Annotated in this window: 25 protein-coding genes; 17 read left to right on the forward strand and 8 right to left on the reverse strand. The window is 67.4% G+C overall.

From position 1 onward, the window contains the following. Position 1: 1 nt before the first annotated feature. From NYP18_RS00160 to NYP18_RS00170, 3 genes are all read right to left on the reverse strand, one after another. Positions 2-1,600, reverse strand: coding sequence for an ABC transporter permease (locus NYP18_RS00160; RefSeq protein ID WP_259426076.1), 1,599 nt, complete (start codon positions 1,598-1,600; stop codon positions 2-4). An 11-nt stretch (positions 1,601-1,611) separates the two neighbouring features. Continuing rightward, positions 1,612-2,676 carry an ABC transporter substrate-binding protein gene (locus NYP18_RS00165; protein WP_259426077.1) on the reverse strand — a complete coding sequence of 355 codons (1,065 nt, stop codon included), beginning with the start codon at positions 2,674-2,676 and terminating at the stop codon, positions 1,612-1,614. A 106-nt stretch (positions 2,677-2,782) separates the two neighbouring features. After that, complete coding sequence (locus tag NYP18_RS00170) at positions 2,783-3,592, reverse strand: TspO-related membrane protein (protein WP_259426078.1); 810 nt, start codon at positions 3,590-3,592, stop codon at positions 2,783-2,785. Between the two features lie 122 nt (positions 3,593-3,714). Between NYP18_RS00170 and NYP18_RS00175 the strand changes: the two genes are divergently transcribed. Continuing rightward, entirely contained in the window at positions 3,715-5,256 is a 1,542-nt protein-coding gene (locus NYP18_RS00175; protein ID WP_259426079.1) for an SDR family oxidoreductase, read from the forward strand. Here the strand turns inward: NYP18_RS00175 and NYP18_RS00180 are convergent, their stop codons facing one another. Continuing rightward, the gene (locus tag NYP18_RS00180; protein ID WP_259426080.1) at positions 5,257-5,916 is read right to left on the reverse strand and encodes an MBL fold metallo-hydrolase; all 660 of its coding nucleotides are present in this window, start codon (positions 5,914-5,916) and stop codon (positions 5,257-5,259) included. A gap of 294 nt (positions 5,917-6,210) precedes the next feature. Here NYP18_RS00180 and NYP18_RS00185 point away from each other — a divergent pair, with 294 nt between their 5' ends. From NYP18_RS00185 to NYP18_RS00215, 7 genes are read left to right on the forward strand one after another with little or no spacing between them, the layout of a single operon-like run. Then, complete coding sequence (locus NYP18_RS00185) at positions 6,211-7,014, forward strand: glycosyltransferase family 2 protein (RefSeq protein ID WP_259426081.1); 804 nt, start codon at positions 6,211-6,213, stop codon at positions 7,012-7,014. Then, complete coding sequence (locus tag NYP18_RS00190) at positions 7,011-7,976, forward strand: polyprenyl synthetase family protein (protein WP_259426082.1); 966 nt, start codon at positions 7,011-7,013, stop codon at positions 7,974-7,976. Before NYP18_RS00185 ends, NYP18_RS00190 begins: the two co-directional genes overlap by 4 nt. Continuing rightward, the gene (locus NYP18_RS00195) at positions 7,969-8,892 is read left to right on the forward strand and encodes a phytoene/squalene synthase family protein (RefSeq protein WP_259426083.1); all 924 of its coding nucleotides are present in this window, start codon (positions 7,969-7,971) and stop codon (positions 8,890-8,892) included. The genes NYP18_RS00190 and NYP18_RS00195 overlap by 8 nt, the downstream gene beginning before the upstream one ends. Further along, entirely contained in the window at positions 8,889-10,502 is a 1,614-nt protein-coding gene (crtI, locus tag NYP18_RS00200; protein WP_259426084.1) for a phytoene desaturase family protein, read from the forward strand. The genes NYP18_RS00195 and crtI overlap by 4 nt, the downstream gene beginning before the upstream one ends. Further along, positions 10,495-10,833, forward strand: a complete 339-nt coding sequence (locus tag NYP18_RS00205) for a lycopene cyclase domain-containing protein (protein WP_369415228.1) — start codon at positions 10,495-10,497, stop codon at positions 10,831-10,833. The genes crtI and NYP18_RS00205 overlap by 8 nt, the downstream gene beginning before the upstream one ends. Next, positions 10,830-11,126 (forward strand): lycopene cyclase domain-containing protein, encoded by a 297-nt coding sequence (locus NYP18_RS00210; RefSeq protein WP_259426086.1) that lies wholly within the window; start codon positions 10,830-10,832, stop codon positions 11,124-11,126. Before NYP18_RS00205 ends, NYP18_RS00210 begins: the two co-directional genes overlap by 4 nt. Further along, on the forward strand, positions 11,123-11,989 hold the full coding sequence (locus NYP18_RS00215; RefSeq protein ID WP_259426087.1) for a prenyltransferase: 867 nt from the start codon (positions 11,123-11,125) through the stop codon (positions 11,987-11,989). The genes NYP18_RS00210 and NYP18_RS00215 overlap by 4 nt, the downstream gene beginning before the upstream one ends. A 613-nt stretch (positions 11,990-12,602) precedes the next feature. Here NYP18_RS00215 and NYP18_RS00220 read toward each other — a convergent pair. Then, positions 12,603-13,934 carry a M20/M25/M40 family metallo-hydrolase gene (locus tag NYP18_RS00220; RefSeq protein WP_259426088.1) on the reverse strand — a complete coding sequence of 444 codons (1,332 nt, stop codon included), beginning with the start codon at positions 13,932-13,934 and terminating at the stop codon, positions 12,603-12,605. Between the two features lie 111 nt (positions 13,935-14,045). Here NYP18_RS00220 and NYP18_RS00225 point away from each other — a divergent pair, with 111 nt between their 5' ends. From NYP18_RS00225 to NYP18_RS00240, 4 genes are all read left to right on the forward strand, one after another. After that, entirely contained in the window at positions 14,046-15,131 is a 1,086-nt protein-coding gene (locus NYP18_RS00225) for a baeRF3 domain-containing protein (RefSeq protein WP_259426089.1), read from the forward strand. Between the two features lie 93 nt (positions 15,132-15,224). Further along, complete coding sequence (gene bioB, locus NYP18_RS00230) at positions 15,225-16,220, forward strand: biotin synthase BioB (RefSeq protein ID WP_259426091.1); 996 nt, start codon at positions 15,225-15,227, stop codon at positions 16,218-16,220. Between the two features lies 1 nt (position 16,221). After that, entirely contained in the window at positions 16,222-16,461 is a 240-nt protein-coding gene (gene bsaP, locus NYP18_RS00235; protein WP_259426092.1) for a biotin synthase auxiliary protein BsaP, read from the forward strand. Positions 16,462-16,573: 112 nt separating this feature from the next. Beyond that, on the forward strand, positions 16,574-16,804 hold the full coding sequence (locus NYP18_RS00240) for an antitoxin (RefSeq protein ID WP_259426093.1): 231 nt from the start codon (positions 16,574-16,576) through the stop codon (positions 16,802-16,804). Positions 16,805-16,834: 30 nt separating this feature from the next. Here NYP18_RS00240 and NYP18_RS00245 read toward each other — a convergent pair whose 3' ends face one another. Next, positions 16,835-17,950 (reverse strand): SDR family oxidoreductase, encoded by a 1,116-nt coding sequence (locus tag NYP18_RS00245; protein WP_259426094.1) that lies wholly within the window; start codon positions 17,948-17,950, stop codon positions 16,835-16,837. Between the two features lie 112 nt (positions 17,951-18,062). Between NYP18_RS00245 and NYP18_RS00250 the strand changes: the two genes are divergently transcribed. The 3 genes from NYP18_RS00250 (at position 18,063) to NYP18_RS00260 (ending at position 19,312) form a co-directional block, all read left to right on the forward strand. Then, positions 18,063-18,542 carry a MarR family winged helix-turn-helix transcriptional regulator gene (locus NYP18_RS00250; protein ID WP_259426095.1) on the forward strand — a complete coding sequence of 160 codons (480 nt, stop codon included), beginning with the start codon at positions 18,063-18,065 and terminating at the stop codon, positions 18,540-18,542. A gap of 61 nt (positions 18,543-18,603) precedes the next feature. Further along, positions 18,604-18,732 carry a YdhR family protein gene (locus NYP18_RS00255; protein ID WP_259426096.1) on the forward strand — a complete coding sequence of 43 codons (129 nt, stop codon included), beginning with the start codon at positions 18,604-18,606 and terminating at the stop codon, positions 18,730-18,732. 37 nt (positions 18,733-18,769) lie between these two features. After that, entirely contained in the window at positions 18,770-19,312 is a 543-nt protein-coding gene (locus NYP18_RS00260) for a DUF4334 domain-containing protein (protein ID WP_259426098.1), read from the forward strand. Here the strand turns inward: NYP18_RS00260 and NYP18_RS00265 are convergent. Next, positions 19,309-20,787, reverse strand: a complete 1,479-nt coding sequence (locus NYP18_RS00265; RefSeq protein WP_259426100.1) for a succinic semialdehyde dehydrogenase — start codon at positions 20,785-20,787, stop codon at positions 19,309-19,311. The two genes, NYP18_RS00260 and NYP18_RS00265, sit on opposite strands and share 4 nt — an antisense overlap. Positions 20,788-20,890: 103 nt before the next feature. Beyond that, complete coding sequence (locus NYP18_RS00270) at positions 20,891-22,369, reverse strand: peptide MFS transporter (protein ID WP_259426101.1); 1,479 nt, start codon at positions 22,367-22,369, stop codon at positions 20,891-20,893. A gap of 180 nt (positions 22,370-22,549) precedes the next feature. On the opposite strand from NYP18_RS00270, the gene NYP18_RS00275 reads away from it, so the two are divergent. Together NYP18_RS00275 and NYP18_RS00280 are read left to right on the forward strand one after the other, a co-directional pair. Continuing rightward, on the forward strand, positions 22,550-23,380 hold the full coding sequence (locus NYP18_RS00275; protein WP_259426103.1) for an SDR family NAD(P)-dependent oxidoreductase: 831 nt from the start codon (positions 22,550-22,552) through the stop codon (positions 23,378-23,380). A 184-nt stretch (positions 23,381-23,564) separates the two neighbouring features. Further along, positions 23,565-24,719 carry a serine hydrolase domain-containing protein gene (locus tag NYP18_RS00280; protein WP_259426104.1) on the forward strand — a complete coding sequence of 385 codons (1,155 nt, stop codon included), beginning with the start codon at positions 23,565-23,567 and terminating at the stop codon, positions 24,717-24,719. Positions 24,720-24,751 lie beyond the last annotated feature (32 nt).

The following is a 24,751-nucleotide window of genomic DNA, read 5'->3' on the forward strand; positions in this document are numbered from 1 at the left end:
GTCAACTCCTGACTTTCGGGGAGCGCACGGTCAACGCCAGGGCGACGATACCGACGAGCGCGAACATCAGCGACAGCGCCGATGCCTGGTTGTAGTTCCCGGCCTGCTGCAGGTTGAACACCTGCACGCCGAGGGTGGTGGTGCCGGGCGCGATGAGCAGGATCGACACCGTCAACTCACGCACGGCGGTGACGGCGACGAGCACCGCCCCGGAGAAAGCCGCCGGGATGGCCATCGCGCCGGTGGTGCTCAGCAGCGCCCGGAGGCGGCCGGCGCCGCTGATGCGGGCGGCCTCCTCCACCGCGAGCGGGGTGTTCTGCAGCGGGGCGCGCACCGCCTGCAGCACCATCGCCGTGAAGGCGCAGACATAGGCACCGAGGATCACCCACATGGTGTTGTAGATGCCGGTGTAGCGGCCCAGGATGAGCCAGCCGACACCGATGATCAGGCCGGGCAGCGCCGTGGGCAGCAGCACGGTCAGCGTCAGGGCGGTGTTGCCGAGGAAGCGCGTGCGGGTGACCAGCAGGCCGATGAGCCAGCCGAGCACGCCCGCGATCACGGCCGTGGCCACCGCCAGGGTCACGGAGTTGCTGAAACCATCCGCGACGCGGGGGTTGTCCAGAGAACGGCGGAAATTTTCCAGCGTGATGGTGTCCAGGGTGAGGGGGATACCGGGGGCGGGCAGCAGGGCACGGTAGGCCAGGCCCAGGATTGGGCCCAGGGTCAGCGTCAGGCCCAGCACCCAGGCGGTGAGAGTGACCGGCCACCGGGCGCCACCCAGGTCGAAGCGCGTGGCCTGCCCGGTGTCCTGGAGTTTGGAGGCCGCACGGTTGGCCACCAGGTGGTCTGCGGTGACGGCACCGATGCCGAGCACGAGCAGCAGCACCCCGATCGTGGAGACCACCTGCAGCGGGTTGCCCACCGTGCCCGATTCCATGAAGCGGTAGATCATGGTGGCCAGGGTCTCGAAGCGGGCCGGGGAACCCAACAAGGCCGGGATGCCGAAATCCGCCAGGTTGGCCACCGCGGTCAGCGTGAAGGCCGAGAGCAGCGCGGGGCGCAGCAGCGGCAGGGTCACCGTCCGCAGCACCGTGGCGGTGTCGGCCCCGCTGATGCGCGCGGCCTGCTCCAGGTCGGAGGGGATGGAGCGCAGTCCGGCGGAGACGATGACGTAGACGATGGGGTAGGAATGCAGGATGAGCAGGAAGGTCACCCCGTCCGCCCCGTAGATGTCCCATATCTCGGTGCCGAAGAACCGGTTGAGGCCCTGGTTCGGGCCGAAGAGCTGCAGCCAGGCGATCGCCCCGATGAAGGGCGGGATGAGCAGCGGGGAGAGCAGGAACAGCCGCAGCACCGTGGTGCCGGCCGCGTTCGTGCGGTCGAGCAGCAGGGCGATGGCGGTGCCGACGATGACGGCGCCGAGGGCGGAGAGCAGTGTGGTGTAGGTCGAGTTCCACACGGCCTGCCCCAGGCCCTGGTCGAGCAGGGTGGGGATCTGGTTGCCGCCGGCGGCGAGGGCGACGACGAGCGCCAGGGGTGTGACGAACAGTCCGAGGACCACCAGCCACACCCCGACGCGCATCAGGGACAGTGAACGCATGTGTCTAATGTCTACTGCATGGCGTTCTGGAACAGCTCGACGGCTGCGTCCTTGTCCTCGGTGACGACCTGCAGGTCCGGGGTCATCAGGGCGATGTCGGACAGTGCCGGGGTGCCCTCCGGGGTGCCGACGTCCTCACGCACCGGCAGGTAGGCCTGGTCGACGGCGATCTGCTGGCCCTCCTCGGAGAGCAGGAAGCTGATGTAGCGCTCCGCGGCCTCCTTCTGGTCGGAATCCCCGAAGACACCGGCCGGCTCCGTGATGTACGGGGCACCCTCGGTCGGGTAGACCGCGGTGATCGGGGAACCGGCGGCCGCGAGGTCGCGCACCAGGTAGTCGACGACCACGCCGACCGGGTGGCCACCGGCGGCGATCTCCTGGGAGGTCGGGCCGTTGGACTGGGCGATCATCGGCTGGTTCTCACCGAGGGCGTTGATCCAGTCCTCGCCGAGCTGGGAGTCGTTCTTCCACACCGAGGCATTGAAGGCGGCGGCACCCGAGACCGCCGGGTCGGGCATGACCAGCTGGCCGGCGTACTTCGGGTCGACCAGATCGGCCCAGGACTGCGGGGCATCGGCTTCGTCGATGACGTCGGCGTTGTAGGCGATGACGGTGGGGATGATGCGGGTGCCCACGTAGAAGCCCTCGGTGTCGACGGCCTCCCCGATGATGTCGGAGGTGTCCACGTCCTGCAGCTCCGCGAGGTCGCCGGCCTCCTTGTAGGTCTCGAAGGTGGCGGCGTCGGCGGCCCACAGTACGTCGGCCTCGATGTCGCCGGACTGCTTCTCGCCGGCGATGCGCGCGGTGAGGTCACCGGTGCCGGCGCGGTAGACCTCGACCTCGATGTCCGGGTTGGCGGCCATGAAGGCGGCGTTGATCTCGTCGACCTTCTCCTCCGGCTCGGAGGTGTAGACCGTGAGGGTGGTGATCTCGGCGGTGGCTGCCGCATCCGTGGTGGCTGCCGCACCGGAGTTCTCGGAGGGCTCGGCGCAGGCGACGAGCAGGGCGGCTGCGGCACCGGTCGCGGCGATGGCCAGCAGCGGGCGGCGGGAGTTCGGGCGGGGGAAGGAAACCATGTTCGGGCACCTTTATTGATCGGTGGGGCTGTTGTTCTGCCGGGTGGCAGTCAACAATAATCCCACGGTTCCGGTGGATGCGCAGCGCGAAGGGGACACGTCACCGTCACCGTCGACGCAACCGGCCCACAGCGGGGGAGAGCAGGACCACGGCTGCGGCGATCCCGGCGGTCCAGACCAGTGCCTGCGATTCAAACTGGCCCTCGGTGCGGGCGATGGCGATCCAGGCCAGGCCCCAGGCGGTGGCCAGTGCGGGGGCGATCCGGCCGCCGTCGAGGATTGCCGCCAGGACCGCGACGACGGCGGCGACGATGATGCCGGTGACTCCCAGGGGGACCTCGAGCAGGATCTCCAGGCCAGCGTCGGAGAGCCAGGCCCAGGTGTTGGCGAAGGTCGCCACCAGCACCCAACCGAAGTAGAGGCCGAAGGCGCCGTCGGTGAGGACCTGCTCGACGATCCCGCCGGTGCGGGGGCGTCCCAGGATGAACATGATCCGGATGAGCACCGCCAGCAGCACGACGATCACCACCACGGAGGCGATGAGCGAACCGAGCTGGACCATCCAGATCCAGGCCGCGTTGAGCAGCAGGGAAGCTACGGCCCACGGGCGCAGCGCGTGCTGGCGGTCCGAGGCCCGGGCCGTCTTCGTCAGCTGCCAGAAGGCGTAGCCGATCAGACCCAGGTAGATCACGGTCCAGATGCGGAAGGCGGGTCCGCCGGGGGCAAGCGGGGTGGAGTCGGCGGTCAGGGCACCGCCGGCGGCCTGGTTGATGGGGGTTCCGCCTATCGCGCCGCTGCCGAGGAAGGCGACGCCGATCGCGACGGCGGTACCGATGAGGGTGATCACGGGTAGCAGCCAGTTGTTGTCACGGGTGGTGGTTGTTACGTTTGATGTCGTTGTGGTGGTTGAGGACATGAGTGACACCTCCTTTCTGCAAGTTTAGGGATTTTCCAGCCACCCTGTGGCGCCAGTCACAGTTTGGTGTCTGCGCCGCTTCCCGGCTCCGTCTCCGCTCCCGGATATCTACGCTGGGGCGCATGGCCACCTCCATCCCTCCCACCCTCGACTACACCGCCCGCCACCCCACGCGAACCGTGCTGGTCACCGGCGCCTCCGGCTACGTCGGCGGCCGTCTGGTCACCGAACTGCTGGCCGCGGGTTTTCAGGTGCGGGCCTCCTCCCGCCGGGTCGGCAGCCTGGACCGCTTCGACTGGAGTGAGGGGGTGGAACTGGTCGAGGCGGATCTCACGGAACCGGCGGATGTCACCCGCATCATGGAAGGGGTGGACGTCGTTTTCTACCTCGTGCACTCGATGGGGGATAAAGGGCTGGACTTCGAGGAGATCGAGAAGCGCACAGCCACCACCGTCGCCCGCGCTGCGGAGGAGGCCGGGGTGCAGCAGATCGTGTATCTCTCCGGCCTGCATCCCCGCGGCCGGGAGTTGGCGGAGTTGTCCCGGCACATGCGCTCCCGTGAACGGGTGGCCCGCATCCTGCTCGAGGGGGAGGTCCCGGCCCTGGTGTTCCGGGCCGCCACCCTCATCGGCTCCGGTTCCGCCTCCTTCGAGATGATCCGGCACCTCACCGAACGTCTGCCCGTCATGGTGGCACCGCGCTGGATCAAAAACCGCATCGAACCCCTGGCCATCCGGGACACCCTCTACTACCTCGTCGCTGCCGCGGATCTTGACGAACCCGTGAACCGGGCCTGCGACATCGGCTGCGGGCAGACCTACGAATTCGCAGATCTGCTTCGGATCTACGGCAAGCTGAACGGTCTGCGGCGGTACATCTTCTCCGTCCCGCTGCCCCTGCCCATGGACGGGCTCTCCGGTGCGTGGATCGGGCTGGTCACCCCCGTGCCCTCCGCGCTCGCGGTTCCCCTGGCGCAGTCCATGGCGGAGGATGCGGTCACCGAGGAGCACAGCATCGCCGAGATCATCCCTGACCCGCCCGGTGGCCTCATGGACTATCCCCGGGCGGTGGAACTGGCCATCAAGGCGGAACGTGACCGCGGGGTGCCCACCTCCTGGGACCGCAGCTGGAATCGGGTCAGCGATGCGGCCGACAGCCTGCCCACTGACCCCGACTGGTCCGGTGAGTCCGTCTACGAGGACGTCCGCTCTGCTGATTCCGATCTGCCGGCTGAAAGGTTGTGGGAGGTGGTCGAGGGGATCGGCGGTCCCAGTGGCTGGTACTCCGCACCTTCCTTGTGGCGGATCCGCGGCATCATCGACCGGTTCATCGGCGGTCCGGGCCTGGGTGGCCGGCGTGATCCCCGCCGCCTGGCGGTGGGCGACCGGGTCGACTGGTGGCGGGTCGCTGAGCTCGACCCGCCCCGCCGGCTGGTTCTCGCCGCGGAGATGAAGGTCGACGGGCGGGCCTGGCTGATCATGGAGGTGAAGGAACGGGAGGACGGCAAGCCCGGCTGCACCTACCTCCAGCGGGCGCTGTTTGCCCCCACCGGGCTGCCGGGCCGGCTCTACTGGTGGTCGGTCGCACCCTTCCACGCCCTGATCTTCCCCGTCATGCTGCGCAACATCCTGGATACGGCGCAGGGGGAGGGGACCCGGGACTGATCAGGCCCGCACCCCGGAGGCACCCGCCTCGATGCGGGTGATGAGGTTGTCGACCTGTTCCCGTTTCCGTTCCGGGGTGACCACATCGTAGGGGAGTGTGCCGCGGGGGGCGTGCCAGGGCACCAGGACATCAAAATCGAGATCGTGCATGAGGGCGAGGGTGTCGAGGAAACCCTGCGGGTCACTCTCCCCGAGGATGACGGCCTTCCATGTCCCGCCCTCCACCCAGAGCGCATCGCCGGGGAAGAGGAAATGGTGTTGACCGTTGTCCCACAGGAAGAAGGTGGTGCCGTCCGTATGGGAGGGGCTGGGTATCACCTCGAGGTCCTGGCCGATTTTCTCCCGGGCGGTGAACGTGCCTGTGATGGTCATGGACTCCTCCGCCCGGGTGCGATCACGTTCGTGGATCCAGGCGGGCACCGACAGCTCCGGGTTGCCGTACATCGTTTCGTGGTGGTGGTTGAGCAGCAGTCGGGTGGGGGTGCCCAAGTTCCGGATCTCCGCGGCCGCGTCGTCTATTCCGGGGGTGTTGTAGATGATGGCGGGACCCTGCTGCGCCGCCAGTACATAGGACCGCACGTCGACCCCCGTCATGAAGGGCAGGGGGGTGGGGCGGGTGATGTATAGGCCGGGGAACGGTTCGGTGAGGTGGGATGGCATGAATTGGGCGCCTTCACTGGGTCGATGTTTCACGTGAAACCAGGGCGTATGCGTGCTTCCAGGCTATCTGTGTCCGGATAGGCGGGGGCGGGGTGTGGGCAGGCGGTGGAGACACGCGAGGTGCCCCCATTTACTTAACCACGGGAAAATGTACACCGTGGTGCTTATACTTGTGCTCTAGTGTCGGTTTAGGATCGTGCCCAAAAGGTTCTGAAGCGCCCCGATGCCCCGGGTCGTCCTCCTAGAATTCATGATGACACCCCCACCTGCAGACCACCACCCTGAAAGTTGACGATGAACGATCTCCCCGACCCCGTCAGACCGCGCACGGTCAGCGTGGTCATCCCGTGCCTGAATGACGCGGTACTGCTCCAGCGTTGTCTCGGCAGTCTCCGCGCCCAGCAGGTGCCCGCCGATGAGATCATCGTGGTGGACAACGGCAGCACGGATGATTCGGCGGAGGTCGCCCGCCGCGGGGGAGCGAAGCTGGTCACTGAACCGCGCCGCGGTATCAGCTGGGCGACCCAGGCCGGCTTCAACGCCGCGACCGGTGACATCCTCGTGCGTATCGACGCCGACATCCTCGCCCCGGAGGACTACATCGCCCGGCTCCACCGCGCGTGGGATGCAGCCGAGGCCTCTCCGGGCCGGCGGGTCGTGGGCGTGACGGGCGTAGCCCATTTCGAGCTTTCCGGGGCGTTCACCCCGCTCGCGGGATTCATCAGCCGACTCTACCTGGGGGCCTATCGGCGGGCCGTGGGCTCCGCCCTGGGCCACCACCCGCTCTTCGGCACCAACTTTTCCGTGCGCGCCGACTGGTGGGCCGAAGTCCGCGGCACCGTCGACTTCAGCGACCCCTATGTGCACGAGGACATGCACCTGTCCTTTGCTGTCCGCCCGGACGAGACCGTCTGGTTCCAGTCCGACCTCGTGCTGGCCATGGATGACCGCGCCCTGCGGGGTGCGCGACAGCTGGCGGTGCGCTTCCACCGCGGCTTCTACACCGTCTTCCACAACTGGCGTCACCACCCGCCCCACCGCCGCCTGGCGCAGCGCGGACTGCTGGGGCGTCGTCTGCAGGAGGTGCTGACACCATGACCATGGACCTGGACCAACGGGTCAACGACTCACTACAGCTGCTGGGCGAGTTCCTCGACCGCGCCCGCAACCACGTGCCCCACGGTGCCCGGTTGCTGACCATGGCCTACGAGGGCGTCGCCGCCTTCTCGCTCGGCGGCAAACACCTGCGTTCGAGGCTCGTGCACATCTCCGCGGGAGAGGTCACCGGCGGGCAGCTCTACGCCGCGACGGTCTTCGGCGCATGCGTGGACCTGCTGCACGGGGCCTTCCTCATCCACGACGACATCATCGACCGCGATGACATGCGCCGCGGCCGCCCCACCGTCCACGCCGCCGTCCGCGATGAATTCAATGACGCCCACCTCGGGACCTCCCTGGCGATCGTCGCCGGCGATCTGGGTATCAACGGCTCCCTTCAGCTGCTGCTGACCTCAGAGTTGGATGATGCGCTTGTCCGCCAGAGCATGCGCCTGCTCTCCGCCGCCGCGCACGAGACCATCACCGGTGAGATCCTCGACATCGCGCACATGGCCGACCCGGAGCCAGATCTGGAGCAGGTACGCCTGAGCAACCACCTCAAGACCAGCGAGTACAGCTTCGGTACCCCACTGAAACTCGGCGCCCTGGCCGCCGGACGTGACCCGGCCCCGATGAAACCGATCGCCCATGCCCTGGGCAACGCCTACCAGGCGGCCGATGACATCGCCGGCGCGGTGGGTGACAGCCAACTCACCGGCAAGACGGCCGCCGGGGACGTCGTGCAGGGACGCGCGACACTGATGACCATGCGGATGGACGCGGACCGTGCCGCCGACCCGGAACACCTCGCGGAAATCGTCGGGGCGGTCATCACCGAAGGGGATGCGCATCTGGCGCAGGCCCGCCAGCTCATCGACGACACCGACCTCGCCCCCGGCATCCGGGAGGGGCTGCACCATGTGACCAACCGGATCGAGAGGATGCTGCGCACCCATGTCTGAACCCGCTTCCCCCGACCCTGAGCAGCGGGCGGAGTTCCTGGACCGCTATGACCGTGCTGCCGTCCACGCCGCCCACCAGGTGATCCTGTCGTACTCGACCAGTTTCTCCCTGGCCACCCGCCTGCTGGAGAAGCAGGTGCGCACCGACATCCGCAACCTCTACGCCATGGTGCGCATCGCCGACGAGATCGTCGACGGCACCGCCCAGGCCGCCGGTATGTCCCATGAGGAGGTGGGCCAGGCCCTCGACGACTACGAACACGCCGTCCTCGCCGCCCCGGCCCAGCGCTTCCATGTCGACCCGGTCCTGCACGCCTACGCCCTCAGTGCCCGGCGCTGCGGTTTCAACCCTGAGCATGTGGTGGCCTTCTTCTCCTCCATGCGCCGCGACCTCAACCAGGCCAGCCACGACGCACGCAGCTTCGAGGACTACGTCTACGGCTCCGCGGAGGTCATCGGTCTGCTGTGCCTGGCCGCCTTCCTCGTCGACCATCCCGTCACGGAGGCCGAACACACCCGGCTCGAGGCCGGGGCCCGGTCCCTCGGCGCCGCCTTCCAGAAGATCAACTTCCTCCGCGATCTGGCCGAGGACTCCGGCGCCCTGGGCCGCACCTACTTCCCCGGACTCGGCGAGCAGGGCCTGACCGAGGAACACAAGACAGAACTCATCGCGGACATCCGCACCGATCTCGCCGACGCCCGCGCCGTCATCCCCATGCTGCCCGTCTCGGCGCGGGTGGGGGTGCTGGCAGCCACCGAACTGTTCGCCGAACTGACCGACCGCATCGAGAAGCTCCCGGCCACTGAACTGGCACTCCGCCGCGTCAGCGTGCCGCGCGCCGCGAAAGCGACGATACTTGCCAGGGCCGTCGCCAAGGCGCCCCGACTGAACCGCAGAAAAGGACACCGACCATGACGAAGACGACGAAGACCATGCCCCGCACCGCGGTGGTGATCGGGGCCGGTGTCGCCGGTCTGGCCACCGCCGCGCTCCTGGCGCGTGAGGGCGTGGACGTCACCGTCGTCGAACGCACCGACGCCGTCGGCGGGCGCGCGGGGGATCTCACCGTGGCGGGGCACGAGGGTTTCCGCTGGGATACCGGCCCCTCCTGGTACCTCATGCCCGATGCCTTCGACCACTTCTTCCGTCTGCTGGGCACCACCACCGAGGAGCAGTTCGAGCTGGCTGACCTGCACCCGGCCTACCGTCTTTTCCCGGAGGGGGATACCCCGCTGGATGTGCCGAGCGGCGTTGAGGAGGCGGTCAGCCTCTTCGAGTCCCTGGAGCCGGGGGCCGGGCAGAAGCTGCGCGAATACCTCGACAGCGCCGGGGACACCTACCGCATCGCCATCGAGCGTTTCCTCTACACGACCTTCTCCACCCCGGGTCCGCTGTTGCACCGTGATGTCCGCGAGCGTCTGGGCCGACTCATCGGTTTCCTCACCCGCCCGCTGGAGGAGCATGTCAACGAGCGTTTCCAGGACCACCGTCTCCGCCAGATCCTCACCTACCCGGCGGTCTTCCTGTCCTCCCGCCCGGAGGACACCCCCTCGATGTACCACCTGATGAGCCACACCGACCTGGTCCAGGGTGTGCGCTACCCGGTGGGTGGTTTCACCGCCGTCATCGGGGCGATCCACCGGCTGGCGCTCGAACAGGGGGTCCGGGTGTGCCTCGACACCGAGGTCACCGCGATCACCACAGAAGGTGTCGGCCGCCGCGAACGGGCCACCGGCGTGCGGGTGCGCGGGACTGACGGAACGGTGCGCGAGATCGCCGCCGACATCGTCGTCTCCGGTGCGGATCTCCACCACACCGAGAACCGGCTGCTTCCCGAGCGGCTGCGCACCTACCCGGAGAAGTACTTCGCCTCCCGGGACCCGGGCCTGGGCACCGTGCTGGTCATGGCCGGGGTGCGGGGGCGCCTGCCGCAGTTGACCCACCACAACCTGCTGTTCAGCCGTGACTGGTCGGAGGATTTCGACGCCGTCTTCGACGGGCCCGTTCCTTCCCGACCACTGGGAGCCTCCCACTCCATCTATGTCTCCATGCCCTCGGCCTCCGACCCGGATGTCGCACCCGAGGGCCACGAGAACCTCTTCATCCTCGTGCCCGTGCCTGCTGCCGAGGATGTCGGCCACGGTGACGCGTTCCGCGGCTCCGCCTCCCCGGCGGTGGCGGCCATCGCGGAGGCCGCCATCGCAGAGATCGCCGAGTGGGCGGACATCCCCGATCTTGCTGAGCGCATCGTCGTGCGCCGCACGATGGGGCCGGCCGATTTCGCCGAGCGCTACCATGCCTGGCGCGGCGGTTCGATCGGTCCCGGCCACTCCCTGCGCCAGTCCGCCTTCCTGCGCGGGCGCAACGCCTCCCGGAAGGTGGACGGCCTCTATTACGCCGGCGCCACCACGGTGCCGGGGGTGGGCGTGCCCATGTGTCTGATCTCCGCGGAGAACGTGCTCAAGCGCCTGCGTGGTGATGCCAGTCCGGGTCCGCTGCCGGAACCGGGTGATGCCCGTGATTGAGTTCACCTACCTGGCCATCCTCCTGTTCCTGCTGGTGTGCATGGCGTTGTGTGACTGGCGCTGGAAACTCAGCTTCTTCCTGCATCCGCGCCGGACCGCCGTCCTCAGCGTGGTGGTTGTCGCGGCCTTCCTCGCCTGGGACGGCCTCGGCATCGTCACCGGCACCTTCTTCCGCGGGGACACCCCCTATATGACGGGTGTCCTGCTCGCCCCCGAGCTTCCCCTGGAGGAACTGTTCTTCCTGTTCTTCCTCACCTACCTGACGATTAATCTCACCTCCGGCACCCGTCTGCTTCTCGACGCCCGCTCCACCCCAGGCAGGCCCTCATGACCTACCTGCTCATCAGCCTGCCCTTCCTCCTGCTTGCCGTGGTCCTGGGGGTCGTGCGCCGCAACCATGCTCCGCGTCAGCTGGCGGTGACGGCCGTCGTCGCCGCGGTGCTCCTCGTCCTCACGGCTGTCTTCGACAACCTCATGATCTGGGCGGGGCTGGTGGCCTACGGCGATGCCCAGCGTCTGGGTCCGCAGATCGGGCTGGTGCCGATCGAGGACTTCTTCTACCCGTTGTTCGTCGCACTCATCGTCCCGGCCTTCTGGCCGGGCAGGAAGCAGGATCGTAAATGAGGATCATCCGCGGAGTGCTCTCCGCCTCCCGCCCCGTCAGCTGGGTCAACACAGCCTTCCCCTACGGTCTGGCCTATCTGCTCTCCGGCGGGTCAGTGGACTGGCTGTTCTGGGTCGGGGTGGTCTTCTTCCTCATCCCCTACAACATCGCGATGTACGGGATCAACGATGTCTTCGACTACGAATCCGACATCCGCAACCCCCGCAAGGGCGGCGTCGAGGGGGCTGTCCTGCCGCGGTCGATGCACGCCCCGCTGCTGTGGGCCGCCGCGGTGACGACCATCCCCTTCCTCATCGTGCTCTACGCCGCCGGCACCTGGGTCTCAGCCGCCTGGCTGAGCCTGGCCATGGCCGCCGTCATCGCCTATTCCGCCCCGCCGTTCCGCTTCAAGGAACGCCCGGTCCTCGACTCGCTGACTTCCTCGGCGCACTTCGTCACCCCGGCGATCGTGGGTGCCACCATCACCGCCGGCACGACGGGCGGCAACTTCTGGTTCGCGGCCGGGGCCTTCTTCCTCTGGGGCATGGCCAGCCACGCCCTCGGCGCGGTGCAGGACGTGCGTGCGGACCGTGAGGGCGGCCTGTCCTCCATTGCCACCGCCTTCGGTGCCCGCCTGACCACCCGCCTGGCTGCCGGTGCCTACCTGGGGGCCGCCCTGCTGGTCTTCGCCCTGCCCTCCCCGGGCTGGATCGTCGGCCTGGCCGGACTCGGCTACGTGGCCAACACCATGCGCTTCTGGAACATCACCGACGGGACATGCGAGGACGTCAACCGGGCCTGGCGGGTTTTTCTCTGGCTGAACTACCTGGTGGGTGCGATTGTCACCATCACGCTGATTGCGGTGCACCCGGGGCTTATCTGAGGCGGCGGGATGGTCCTCCCGCATTCTCTATTCTGGTGCCGGAAGAGGGTTATTCATTAAGGAATTACATACCTCTGATAAAAACAGCTGAATCCTCATTTTCTGTTCTGCAACTTAAGGTTCAGCACATAATAAGACCTCATTTCCCTGCAGCCTGAGACGGTGGGGTGGGAAGAGTCCAGGTGGGGTCTGGACCTCTACCACCTGCGTTTTCTACGGAGATCTTCTCCTCTGACCTGCCTGTTGAATCCATGGGCACCAGTCATGTGCTCCGGGAAGACAGGAAAAATATTCCTTTCCTTCTGCCTAGGCGAAAAGCGGTGCAGAGGTGGTGGATGCGTTATAGAGTGAGGCTGGTCGAAGAGAAGGAAGAGCTTTAATTCGGCCGCAAATCAAACCACAGACATAAACAATCCACAAGGAGAACACATCATGGACGTCCTCGATTCGCTCAACGGCCTTTCCTCCGTTCTCGACCTCGTCAGCACCACTTACAACGGCCTGGCGGACGCCTACAATGGCATCACCGGGCTCCTCACCCTCAGCTCCTGAGACAGCTCCGACACCCTCAACCCCCGGGTCTCCCGGGGGTTTCGTGCTTGAGGGGGCCCTTTTAAACCCCGCAGAAACGCCGCACCAGTGAGCGGTAGGCCTGCACCGTGAGGTCGAGGTCCTCCAGGTCCAGGTGTTCGTCGTGGGTGTGCAGCTGGGAGAAGACATCGCCGAGGGTGCGTTCGCGGGCGTGCAGCGCGAAGCCGTAACCGTTGCCGCCGAGACGCCGGCCGAAGCGCAGGTCGGAACCGCCGGCGGCGATGGTGGGCACGACCGGGACACCGGGGAAGAACTCGTCGAAGGTGGCCACCAGGGCCTCATAGAGCGGGCCCGAGGTGGGGGAGACGGTCGCCGGCTCCGAGATGAGGTGCTCGATACGGACCTGGTCGGCCATGTCGCCCAGGCCCTCGGTGAGGATCCGGTCCACGTCGTCCTGGCTGGTGCCCGGCAGGGGGCGGATGTCCAGGTCGAGGGTGGCGGAGGAGGGCAGCACGTTGATGGCGGTACCGGCGCGCATGATCGTCTGGGAGATGGTCAGGCGCGACAGGGCGTGGGCGTAGCGTTTGAGGTCCTCGCCGAAGTACTCGAAGGCGGCCGGGTCGGTGCCGTTGAGAAGCGCGGTCTCGATCTCGGGGGAGAAACGGAAGGCGCGGACGAAGCCCTGCCACAGCGGGTCGCGGGAGACGGGGATGTCGATCTGCGAGATGCGCCGGGCGACCTCCGCCATCTTCACGATCGCGGAGTCCCGTCCGTAGGGGTTGGAGCCGTGGCCGGCGTCGCCGGAGACGTGCAGGCGGCGTTGCGCGGCACCCTTCTCACCGACGACGAGCACGAGGGCATCGGAACCGTCGGCGATGGGCAGGTGGGAACCACCGGTCTCGGAGACGGTGTTGCGCCAGGAGAAGGCCTCGGGGTGGTGCTCGGAGAGCCACTTCGCGCCGAGCCCGCCGCGGGCCTCCTCGTCGGCGACCCCCACGAAGGTGAGCGTCCCGGTGGGACGGCCGGTGCGGGCGGCGTCGCGAAGCACGGTGGCCATGGACGCGGTGATGAAGAGCATGTCCATCGCGCCGCGGCCGTAGACGCGGCCGTCGTGAATCTCGGCGGCGAAGGGGTCGACGGTCCAGCGCTCCCGGTCCACCGGCACGACATCGGTGTGGCCGAGGAAGGTCAACGGCTCGGCGTAGGGGTCGGTGCCGGGCAGGGTGACCACGATGCTCACGCGGCCCGGGGCGGACTCGTAACGGCTGATCTCCACTCCCGGCACGCCGTCGAAGAAGAGCTCGAGGGTGTCGGCGTTGTGCACCTCCTGGCCCGAGGCGGGGGTGAGGTCGTTGACGCAGGCGTTGCGGATGAGCGCACGCAGCAGAGCGAGGGTTTCGTCGTAGAGGGACATGGACTCCAACCTATCCATTCGCTCGCCCGTGGCCGGGGATTGCGAGAGAACGGCAGGTCACGGATTGAGAAAATCAGGGCGACCGATAGGTTTCATCCGTAAGGTGGAGTCATGAATACCCGGAACATCATCACTGCCTCAGACCCTGTCCGTCATGATGATCTCCGTGAGCTGGCCACGCGGCCCGGCCCCACGGTATCCATCGTGATCCCGACCCACCGTGGGGGCGCCGACACCCTCACCGACTCCCAGCGGCTGCGCCCGCTGCTCGAGCAGGCCCGCAAGGAACTCGCGGAACGCTACCCGGATGTCGACGCCGACTCGCTGCTCGCCCCCATCAATGCCCTCGCCGACTCCCGTCGTTTCTGGCAGGAGCAGGCTGACGGCCTGGCCGTCTACGCCTACCCGGGCGGTGGCCGCCGCTTCCGCACCGACCGGGATTTCGTGCCGACGGTGACCGTGGGCGACCACCCCAACCTGCGCCCGATCCTGCCGCTGTTCACCGAGGACCAGGAGTTCCTGCTCCTGGCCGTCGGCCGCGACAAGGTCCGCCTCTTCGAGGGGGACCGCGCGACGATCACGGAGCTGCCGCTGGGCGGTATCCCCGCCTCGGATGAGGAGGCCGAGGGTGTGTCCACCCGTGAGCCACAGCTCCAGCACCAGTCCTCGATCCATGCCGGTACCCACGGCCACGGTCCGCGGGACTACAACGTGCTCAATGGTTTCCTCCAGCAGGTGAGCAAGGCCGTGGAGGCCCGCTTCACCAATGACCGCCGCCCGCTCATCCTGGCCACGCTCGAGGAGTACCGCGGCGCGCTGGCCGAGCACATGAAGACCATCAAGGTCATGGAGGAGGTCGTCCCCGGCTCCCCGAGCGAGCGCAGCCCGAAGCAGCTGCACGAGAAGGCCTGGCCGATCGCTGTCGAGGAGGGGCGTCGCCGCCATGCCGCCACTCTTGATCGTCTCGGTGAGGCGCTGGGCACCGGCCTCGCGACCAACGACACCAGCCTGATCGGCAGTGATGCTGCCACCGGTCGCGTGGACACCCTCGTCCTGGCTGAGCGTGCACTGACCGAGAATGCGCGTGCCGACGAGCTCGATGCCGCCATCGCCAACACCCTGGCCAACCGTGGCCGGATCGATGTGGTGACTGTGCTGCAGGGCAACCACTCCTCGGGTGCGATCTTCCGCTACTGACCCTTCACTCCCGACCACACCCCCTTGAACATCGTTCAAGGGGGCGCGTTATGCTGGCCTCCGTTAAACACCGTTCAATAACAGGAGCCAGACATGTCCGACATCCTCAACCGCGCCCGCCAGACCGTCCTGGAGCAGGGCGATGGCCTGACCGAGCCTGAACTGCTTGAGATTCTCGAGCTTGACGGCGCCCACCTCCCCGAGCTCCTCGAACTCGCCCACCAGGTCCGCCTGCGCTGGTGCGGTGAGGAGGTCGAGATCGAGGGCATCATCTCGCTCAAGACCGGCGGCTGCCCCGAGGACTGCCACTTCTGCTCCCAGTCCGGGCTCTTCGAATCCCCGGTGCGCTCCGTCCAGCTCGACGTCGCCGAGCTCGTGGAGGCCGCCAAGCAGACCCAGAAGTCCGGCGCCACCGAATTCTGCATCGTCGCCGCGGTCAAGGGCCCGGACGAGCGCCTCATGGTCCAGCTCGAGGAGGCCATCGCCGCCGTCCGCGCCGAGGTGGACATCAACATCTCCGTCTCGGTGGGCATCCTCACCCGGGAACAGGTCGACCGCCTCAAGGCTGCCGGCGTCAAGCGCTACAACCACAACCTGGAGTCCGCCCGCTCCTTCTTCCCCCGCGTGGCCACCACCCACACCTGGGACGACCGCCACCGCACCCTGGAGATGATCCGCGACGCCGGCATCGAGGTCTGCTCCGGTGGCATCCTCGGCATGGGCGAATCCCTGGCCCAGCGCGCCGAGTTCGCCGTCCAGCTCGCCGCTTTCGCCCCTGAGGAGGTCCCCATCAACTTCCTCGACCCGCGCCCCGGCACCCCCTTCGCCAACCGCCCGCTTATCGACGCCACCGAGGCCCTCAAGGCCACCGCCATGCTGCGGCTGGCCATGCCGAAGACCACCCTCCGCTTCGGTGGCGGCCGCGAGCTCACCCTCGGTGATCTCGGCGTTGAGCAGGGCCTCAACGGCGGCGCGAACGCGCTGATCGTGGGCAACTACCTCACCACCCTGGGCCGCCCGCTGGAGCGCGACCTCGACATGCTCGAGGGTCTGCGCATCCCGATCAAGGCCGTCGGCCAGGTGATCTAGGGTGGGCGAACTCGCTGCGGCGTGTGCGGCGGGGGAGGCCCCAGTCTTTCACCCCGACACCGGCGCACAGATCGGCGTCGACGCGGAGCGCGTGCTCTCGATCGGTGCCGCCGCCGGACTCGAGCCCCCGCGCTGGTGCCAGCTCTGCGGACGAAGGATGAAAGTCCAGGTCAGACCTACCGGCTGGCTGGCGGAATGCTCCCGGCACGGGGAGCTGGATTCGGTCCTCTTCGATCGCTGAAGGATCAAGATCCGGTCACACCTGTGCTGGCCGGCGGCGTGGCGCTCCGACCGCGCGTACGGTCGGAATCACCAGCGATCAACGACCGGAAGGACCGATGACAATGGGTTTCATGGATAAAGCCAAGGGCAAGGCGGGCGAGTTCCTCAAGGACGAGGGGAAGACCGACGCCCTCCTGGACAAGGCGGAGGAGCAGGCCACCAGGCGCCTCGGGGAGGACAAGGCCGGGCACATATCCGGGGTCCGCGACGCCGCGGACAAGCGGGTCGGCAGCGGGGATGACAACCGTGCCGACGCCGAGGCGGGCGATGACCCGCAGGCCGACCCGGGGCCGCGGACCTAGAAACTACGGCTTTTTCGGGGTTTGGTCTGTCTAGCCCTGGAACGGCGGCAGCACTTTGTCCTCGACGAGACGGTCGAAGAGCTGCAGCAGGCGGGTCTCGGTGTCCAGGACATCGGCGAAGCCGGCCTGCTTCACCTTCACGGTGGAGGTGATGTTGTCGGCCTCGTGGTGGAAGAGGAAGTCGCCCACGCCCCAGCCGACGAGCTTGTCGAAGGGGGTGTCCACCAGGCCGTGGCGTTCGACGAGGCGTTCCCACACATGGGCGAGCTGAGGCATGGTCTCGGACAGGGACATCTGCTGCGTGGGGGCGTAGCCCATGCCGAAGTGCTCCGCGAAGCGCGGCCACAGCTGAGCCCAGCGGAACTGGTCGCCGTTGTTGACGTTGAAGACCTCGTTCTTCGCCTGTTCGGCGGAGCCGGCCCAGACGGTGGCGCGGGCCAGGAGCTCGGCGTCGGTGGTCTGGTAGAGGACCTCGTAGGCCCTGCGGGTGCCCGGGAAACGCATGGGCAGGCCAAGCTCCTTGGAGATCGCGGCGTAGATACCGATGACCAGCAGGAGGTTCATCGGGTTGCCGGTGGCGTATCCGGTGACACCCTCGGGGCGCAGCGCGGTGAAGGAGAAACCGCCCTCTTCCGCACGCTCGCGGAGGATGTCCTCCTGGGTGTCGTAGAAGTGCGGGGAGAGTAGGCGCGGATCGGATTCCTTGGCGGGGGTGTTGAAGAAGCCGAGGTGGTGGCCGTAGGCCTTGCCGCCCTGGTAGATCGTCACGTGGCGCAGGGGAACGCCGGCGTCCTGGAGGGCGTCGAGGGTGCTGATGAGCAGGGCGTCGTTGATCTCGATGAGCTCCGGGTCGGTCGGCTTCTCGATGTAGGCGCCGAAGACCAGGTGGGTGGTGTCCTTCAGGCCCTCGGTGGAGGAGATGAGCTCGGTCAGCGCCTCGGTGTCGAGGAGGTCGGCGCTGTGGTGGGTCCACTCGGCGTCGGCAAGCTCGCGACGGCTGATGCCGTGCACCGGCCAACCCAGCTGGCTGTACTGGCGGGCGGCGTAGCTGCCGATCAGGCCGCCGTCGCCGACGACGAGGACGGTGCCGTCGGGGGCGGGAAGTTCGGTGAGGCCGAGGCCGGGGGTGTTCTCAGTGAGAGTCACAGGGGCTCCTATGGGTTAAAAACTTGTTATGGCTTGACGTGTAAACCTCACCCTAGGCGTCATGGCTTTACGCGTCAAGTTGACGTGTAAAGTCACTGCTATGATGACAACCATGAACTCCCCTGACACCCCGCGCTGGCTGGACCCGAAGGAGATGGACACCTGGCTCTCCCTCTGGTCCGTCCTGGAATGGCTCCCCGGCCGCCTGGACGCGCAGCTGCGGGAGGATGCCGGCCTCTCCCTGGCCGAGTACAACGCCCTCTCCCAGATCTCCCAGACCCCGGATGCCTCCATCCGGCTCAGCGAGCTGGCGGTGGTGGCGAACATGAAGCTGCCGCACCTGTCCCGGGTGATCACCCGCCTGGAGAAGGCCGGCTGGGTCCGCCGCATCCCCGACCCCGCCGACGGCCGCTACACCCTCGCCCAGCTCACCGGTGACGGGATCGCAAAGGTGGCCGAGGCTGCCCCCGGGCATGTCGAGGCGGTGCGGCGCTACGTCTTCGACCATCTGTCCCCGGAACAGGTGGACGCCCTCGGGGAGGTGACGGCCAGCATCGTCGAGGCTGTCGACGCCCCGGGGCTGGCACGCTGATTCCCGTAGCCTGGGCACATGGCACAGCTCCCGGTTTTCGGCACCGAGACGGAAACCGCCTATGCCGACCTGGCCGTCCACATCATGGACGGAGGATCCGCAACGTCAGGTCGCCGGCGGTGTATACCTGTTTGCGGATGCGGCGTGTGCGGTGGCCTACGTGGAGAAGCACGTTGCCCGCCTCATCTAACACTCGGTGCTGGAGCGCTGAGCCTGCAGGATCCCTCATGACGGCCGAACTCATCACTGAGCTGGAACGCGGGGTGACTCAGTCCCGTGCGCTGGAGATCTTCGACTCCCTGGCCGCCGTGGCCGTGGGGGAGATGTCCGGCCGCTGGACTGGTTCTGAGGTGCCCACCGGCAACCCTCTCGACGGGTTGTTGGGGGCCTACGGCTGGCACGGTAAGCGCTTCGCCTCCGCGGAAAAGGTGGACCCGCTTATCTTCGGCCGCGACGGTTCACTGTTCGCGGTGAACCCGGCCCTGTTGCCCGTCGGTCTGGCGCTCGCCTTCCCCCGCCTCGCGCGGAACCCGGTGGTCGCCGCCGTCGCCCGGCGGGTATTGCCCCTGCTGCGGACCCGCCGGCCCCGGGCGCGGCTGCGCGTGATGGAATACCGCGGGGCACCCACTGCGACGATGATCTACGACGCCCAGCCCATCAACGACCATTTCCGTCGCCTCGACGGTGACACCCTCCTCGGCGTGATGGACCTGCGCGGCCTCGCCGAGCCCTTCTTCTTCCTGCTGCGCCGTGAGGGCCCCGCCGCCTAACGCAACAACGCCCGCCCGTAGCGCAGGGCCGTGGACACCACCTGGGCGTAGCGCTCCCGCGGCACACCCGACGAGCCGCTGAGCGCCACGCCGCGCTGGACCGCGACGGTGCGCGCCTCGGTGTACTTGAGCAGGCCGCTATCACCGTGGCGCCGGCCCACGCCGGACTGGCCCCAGCCGCCCATGGGTGCGTCGAGGGAGGCCCAGGCGGCGGCGAAACCCTCGTTGATGTTCACTGTGCCCACCTTCAACCGGGAGGCCACCCGCCGGGCCTCCGCCACGTCACCCCACACCGAGGCGTTGAGGCCGTAGGGCGATTCGTTTGCCCTGGCCACGGCCTCATCAACGCTGTCCACAATGGTCAGCGCCACGACTGGGCCGAAGGTCTCCTCGCCGAAGAGGTGGGCATCGGTGGGTACGTCCGTGAGGATGGTGGGGGAGTAGAAGGCGGGGCCGAGTTCATCGAGGGCCCGCCCGCCCGTCAGCAGGGTGGCGCCGCGGGAGAGGGCGTCGCTGACAAGCTCTTCGACCTGGAGGCGATGCTCCGGGGAGATGAGCGAACCCATGTCGGTGCTCCATTCGTGGCCCGGGCCGATGCGCATTGCCTCGGTGGCCTCGACGAAGGCGGGGATGAAGTCATCTGCGATGTCGCGGTGCACGTAGATCCGCTCGATGGAGATGCACAGCTGGCCGGAGTTGGCGAAGCAGGCCGCGACGGCCCCGCGGGCGGTGCGCGCCACATCCGCCGAGGGCAGGACGATGAGCGGGTTCTTGCCGCCGAGCTCGGCGGAGAAGCCGATGAGCCGCTGACCGGCGATGGCACCCAGCTCCCGGCCCACGGCGGTGGAACCGGTGAACATGAGGTAATCGCATTCCCGGGCGATGGTGTCACCGACGACCGGACCGGTGCCGGTGAGCACCTGCAGCACATCATCGGGCAGTCCCGCCTCAGCCAGGAGGTCGGCGGCGAGCAGGGCAGTGAACGGCGTCTTCTCATCCGGTTTGAGCACGACGGCGTTGCCGGCGAGCAGGGCGGGGATGGCGTCGGAAAGCGCCAGCGAGAGGGGGTAGTTCCACGGCGCGATGATGCCCACCACGCCGACGGGGGCACGTTCGACGTGGGTGCGCGTGAGCAGCGGCACCGCACCCCGGACCTGGCGCGGGCGGAGCAGGCGTGGGGCGGCGTGGGCGTAGTGGCGGGCGGTGACGGCGACGTCGAGAACCTCGTCGAAGGCGCTGCCGCGGTTCTTGCCCGTCTCGTCCTGGATGATGTCCAGGAATTCGGCCTGCCGTTCCAGCAGCAGATCATGCAGGCGCAGCATGATCTGTTTGCGTTGCGACACCGGTGTGGTGGACCAGGACTGCTGGGCGAGGCGGGCACGGGAGAAGGCGTCGCGGGTGGCGGCGGGGGAGTGGGCCGGGACATCACCGATGTGGGATCCGGTGACCGGGCAGGTGACGGTCAACGTGGTCATGAATCCATCTTCCATGCGGTGGCCGTGGCTTGCTACCCCTCCAGAAACTCACCGGCCGTCATACACTCCGTGCCCGCGCGGCGCGGAGCGTCGATGGAGCGGATCAGCGGACGTCGACGAACTTCTTCAGTACCCAGTTCTTCAGCAGCATGATGATGACACCCACCGCGATGGCCGCGACACCGACCGTGATGAAGAAGGTGCGCTCCGCGTCGGCGCTGGTGGGGTCGTAGAAACCACCGAGTGTGCCGGACAATGCCGTGCCCATCGACAACGACATCAGCCACACGGCCATCATGCGCGACTGGAAGGCATCCGGGGCGACCTTGGTGGCCAGGGAGTTGCCCACCGGTGAGAGCAGCAGTTCACCCATCGTAAACAGGAACAGGATCCAGACGATCACGAACAACGGTGTGGAGCTCGCACCACCGCCGGCGAAAGGAAGGAAGAAGAACAGGGAGATACCGATGATGATGCTGGCCACGCCGAACTTCACCGGCGATGACGGCTGACGTTTGCCCAGCTTGGTCCACAGCGCGGCGAACACACCGGAGAAGATGATGATGAACACCGGGTTGAAGGAGGTCACCTGGCCCGGGGTGAGGGTGAGGCCGAAGAGGTTGAGGTTGGTGCGCTGGTCGGCATAGACGGCCAGGACGGTGAACTGCGACTGGAAGATGGCGAAGAAAACCACGGAGACCAGCAGCATCGGGATGTAACCGATGATGCGGGACTTCTCCGTGGCGGAGGTCAGCGACGAGGAGTGCATCTGCCACAGCAGGGTCACGGCGGCGAGGAGGGCGATGACGGCGATGATCGTCGACAGCCATTCCAACCGCACCACGCCGGTGGCGATCAGTACGACGACGACGGCGACCACGACGACTGCGCCGATCACCCACCGCAGATACTGCGAGCGGGGCAGCGGGTTGGGCACGTGGTGGCCCGCGGCCGCGATCGTGGTCCTGCGCCCGGCGGTGTACTGGATCAGGCCGAGGGCCATGCCCACGGCCGCGGCGCCGAAGCCCCAGTGGAAGCCCTGCCATCCCCACAGCCAACCGGTGACGAGCGGGCCGAGCAGGCCACCGATGTTGACGGCCATGTAGAAGATGGAGAACCCGGCGTCACGACGCGGGTCCTGTTTGGAGTACAGCTGGCCGAGGACCACCTGCGAAGCCGTCTTCACTCCGCCGGAGCCCACGGCGATGGACACCAGGCCGACCGCCAGCCCGGCGTATCCCGGTATGACGGCCAGAGCGATGTGGCCGAACATGACCAGGATCGCCGAGTAGAACAGGGTGCGCTCTGAGCCCAGGAGACGGTCAGCGACAAAGGACGCGATCAAGGCGGTCATGTAGACGAAGCCGCCGTAGGCGCCGACGATCGACAGCGCGGCGCCCTGGTCCATCCCGAGGCCACCGTCGGTGACGGAGTAGTACAGGTAGAAGGCCAGCAGCGACTGCATGCCGTAGAAGCTGAAGCGCTCCCACAATTCGATCCCGAACAGATTGGCCAGACCCCACGGTTGGCCGAAGAAAGTGCGCTCTCTGGATGAGGGTGCTGTGGTGGATGCGGTTGTCATGGGGGTAATTGTGCCCCTCCGCCTCCCAGGTGCAAAGAGAAGCCGGTGTTTTATCGGCCCGGAATTCTTCCTCGCCTGGTCTTTCGGGGCACTCGGGCAGGGGAGTTGAGGGCTTGACTGGACAGGTGTCTACCAAAAGGGCACAATGTGTTTCACCGCACATCAACCGAAGGGTATGGCATGACTCTCCCCGCAGGATCCGCTCTCCAGGGCAAGATCGCCGTCGTCACCGGCGCAGGCTCCGGCATGGGCCTGGCCACCGTGAAGGCGTTCGTCCGCGAGGGCGCCACCGTCTACGCGCTCGACATCTCGCAGGACAACCTCGACCGCGAGCTGGGCTCGGAGGAGGCCGTCACCGCACTCGCCGTCGACATCTCCGACTCCACGGCTGTGGCGGCCGTCTTCGAGCAGGTCAATGCTGAGCACGGCAAGCTGGACATCCTCATCAACGCCGCCGGTGTGAACACCCCCAACCGCCGCGCCACCGAATGGCTCGACTCCATCAACCACACGATGCTCGAACACATGAAGGCCGGAAAGCCCTTCGCCCCGGAATTCCTCGAGGAGACCCCGGACGAGGACTTCGACCGCGTGATGAAGATCAACGTCCACGGCACCTTCTACGCCATCCGCGCCGCCGCCCCGCTGCTCAAGGCCGCCGGTGGGGGAGCGATCGTCAACTTCGCCTCCGTCGCCGGCCAGGTCGCCCTGCCCATGCCCGCCTACTACCCGGCCTCCAAGGCCGCGGTCGTCGGCATGACCCGCTCCGTCGCCGGTGAGCTCGCCCCCTTCAACATCCGCGTCAATGCCCTGGCCCCGGCCGGCATCAACACCGCGCTGCTCACCCAGTCCGGCGAGGACCACGTCCAGGCCCTGCTGGCCATGCAGCCGCTCAAGCGCCTGGCCGAGCCGGAGGAGATCGCCGAAACCCTCGTCTTCCTCTCCTCCGACGCCGGAGCCCACTACACCGGCCAGATCTTCTCGCCCTCCGGCGGCGCGCTCCTGACCTAGGCGGCTGCCTGTCGGCGGTGCGCGCAATATCTGACACCGCCGAGACCCGGTGCTGCGCATCGGCCCAGTTCGTGCGCCGACCACGCACCCGCCCATGTCAGATATTGCGCACCCGCCCCGTCCGCCCGCCCCCTTCTCCACCACCCAACACTCACACCACCCTCCCGGAAAGAGAAACACCGCCATGTCCATGAACCCGACCGCCCTCCAGCGCCTGGAAGACGAGATCAATGCCGACATCGAGCGCGGCGACTACGACGGCGTCAACCTCATCGTCGCCCGCCACGGCGAGATCGCCCTGCAGGGTTCCTACGGTTTCGCCGAGCGCGCCACCGGCCGCCCGACGAAGCAGGATGATGTCTACCGCATCCTGTCCATGTCCAAGGCCTTCACCAATACCCTGGCCTACCGGGCCCTGGGCGAGGGGAAACTGGCGTTATCCACCCGCGTCGTCGATCTCATCCCGGAGTTCTTCGGCAAGGACCATTTCCGTGCGGTGCGCAAGGACAAGATCAACCTGGCGCACCTGCTCACCCACCGCTCCGGTATGCCGGCCACCCCGGACCCGGGCCTGCCGGCGGACAAATTCGGTGTCCTGGCCGACGTCATCGAGGCACTGGGTTCCGTGGATGTGGTCAATGAGCCGGGCAGCAACCTCAACTACGCGCCGTCGATCAACCACGCGCTGATGGGTGAGATGGTGCGTCGCGCCTACGGCTACGAGCACTTCCGTGAGCTGGCCCGCGATCTGGTCTTCGAGCCGCTGGGTATGAAGGACACCGCTTTCGGTCTGCCGGCCTCCCGTCGTGACCGTGCCGTCCCGCTCAAGGTCTACGTGCCGGAGGACGGTTGGCTGGCCCCGGAGGACATCGAGTGCCTCAACGATTACATCACCGAGGACGCCGAGATCCCCTGGGTCGGTGGCACCTCCACCGTGGACGACATCTTCCGTTTCGCGGAGCTTTTCCGCCGCAAGGGCGAGTGCAACGGCGACTACCTCGTCGCCCCGGCCGTCGTCGAGGCCGCCACCAGCCTGCAGACCGGTGACATGCCCAACGACCTGTACTCCGGTATCGCCGCCATGCGCGGTTGGGAGGCCCCGGCCGGCAACTTCGGTCTCGGCTTCTCCCTCTCGGGCACCGGCACCGCCCCGAACTTCTTCGGCCCCTTCACCTCCCCGCGCACGTTCGGCAACTACGGCGCCGGTTCCACCCTGTTCTGGGTCGACCCGGAGCGTGACCTCACCTTCGTCTTCCTGTCCTCCGGAGTGATGGATGAGGGCGATAACGTCGCCCGTTTCCAGAAGCTGTCCACCCTCGCCGTCGCCGCGGCCGTCTGACCAGCTCAGCGCCGCACCCACACCACCTGAAA

Origin of the sequence: Corynebacterium lemuris (assembly GCF_024919295.1) — a bacterium.
In the GTDB taxonomy this organism is placed as follows: domain Bacteria; phylum Actinomycetota; class Actinomycetes; order Mycobacteriales; family Mycobacteriaceae; genus Corynebacterium; species Corynebacterium lemuris.

Bases quoted from the DNA above. Each gene is read 5' to 3' on its own strand.
- NYP18_RS00160 (WP_259426076.1), bottom strand. From the start codon at position 1,600: ATGCGTTCACTGTCCCTGATGCGCGTCGGGGTGTGGCTGGTGGTCCTC.
- NYP18_RS00165 (WP_259426077.1), bottom strand. From the start codon at position 2,676: ATGGTTTCCTTCCCCCGCCCGAACTCCCGCCGCCCGCTGCTGGCCATC.
- NYP18_RS00170 (WP_259426078.1), bottom strand. From the start codon at position 3,592: ATGTCCTCAACCACCACAACGACATCAAACGTAACAACCACCACCCGT.
- NYP18_RS00175 (WP_259426079.1), top strand. From the start codon at position 3,715: ATGGCCACCTCCATCCCTCCCACCCTCGACTACACCGCCCGCCACCCC.
- NYP18_RS00180 (WP_259426080.1), bottom strand. From the start codon at position 5,916: ATGCCATCCCACCTCACCGAACCGTTCCCCGGCCTATACATCACCCGC.
- NYP18_RS00185 (WP_259426081.1), top strand. From the start codon at position 6,211: ATGAACGATCTCCCCGACCCCGTCAGACCGCGCACGGTCAGCGTGGTC.
- NYP18_RS00190 (WP_259426082.1), top strand. From the start codon at position 7,011: ATGACCATGGACCTGGACCAACGGGTCAACGACTCACTACAGCTGCTG.
- NYP18_RS00195 (WP_259426083.1), top strand. From the start codon at position 7,969: ATGTCTGAACCCGCTTCCCCCGACCCTGAGCAGCGGGCGGAGTTCCTG.
- crtI (WP_259426084.1), top strand. From the start codon at position 8,889: ATGACGAAGACGACGAAGACCATGCCCCGCACCGCGGTGGTGATCGGG.
- NYP18_RS00210 (WP_259426086.1), top strand. From the start codon at position 10,830: ATGACCTACCTGCTCATCAGCCTGCCCTTCCTCCTGCTTGCCGTGGTC.
- NYP18_RS00215 (WP_259426087.1), top strand. From the start codon at position 11,123: ATGAGGATCATCCGCGGAGTGCTCTCCGCCTCCCGCCCCGTCAGCTGG.
- NYP18_RS00220 (WP_259426088.1), bottom strand. From the start codon at position 13,934: ATGTCCCTCTACGACGAAACCCTCGCTCTGCTGCGTGCGCTCATCCGC.
- NYP18_RS00225 (WP_259426089.1), top strand. From the start codon at position 14,046: ATGAATACCCGGAACATCATCACTGCCTCAGACCCTGTCCGTCATGAT.
- bioB (WP_259426091.1), top strand. From the start codon at position 15,225: ATGTCCGACATCCTCAACCGCGCCCGCCAGACCGTCCTGGAGCAGGGC.
- NYP18_RS00240 (WP_259426093.1), top strand. From the start codon at position 16,574: ATGGATAAAGCCAAGGGCAAGGCGGGCGAGTTCCTCAAGGACGAGGGG.
- NYP18_RS00250 (WP_259426095.1), top strand. From the start codon at position 18,063: ATGAACTCCCCTGACACCCCGCGCTGGCTGGACCCGAAGGAGATGGAC.
- NYP18_RS00255 (WP_259426096.1), top strand. From the start codon at position 18,604: ATGCCGACCTGGCCGTCCACATCATGGACGGAGGATCCGCAACGTCAG.
- NYP18_RS00260 (WP_259426098.1), top strand. From the start codon at position 18,770: ATGACGGCCGAACTCATCACTGAGCTGGAACGCGGGGTGACTCAGTCC.
- NYP18_RS00265 (WP_259426100.1), bottom strand. From the start codon at position 20,787: ATGACCACGTTGACCGTCACCTGCCCGGTCACCGGATCCCACATCGGT.
- NYP18_RS00270 (WP_259426101.1), bottom strand. From the start codon at position 22,369: ATGACAACCGCATCCACCACAGCACCCTCATCCAGAGAGCGCACTTTC.
- NYP18_RS00275 (WP_259426103.1), top strand. From the start codon at position 22,550: ATGACTCTCCCCGCAGGATCCGCTCTCCAGGGCAAGATCGCCGTCGTC.
- NYP18_RS00280 (WP_259426104.1), top strand. From the start codon at position 23,565: ATGTCCATGAACCCGACCGCCCTCCAGCGCCTGGAAGACGAGATCAAT.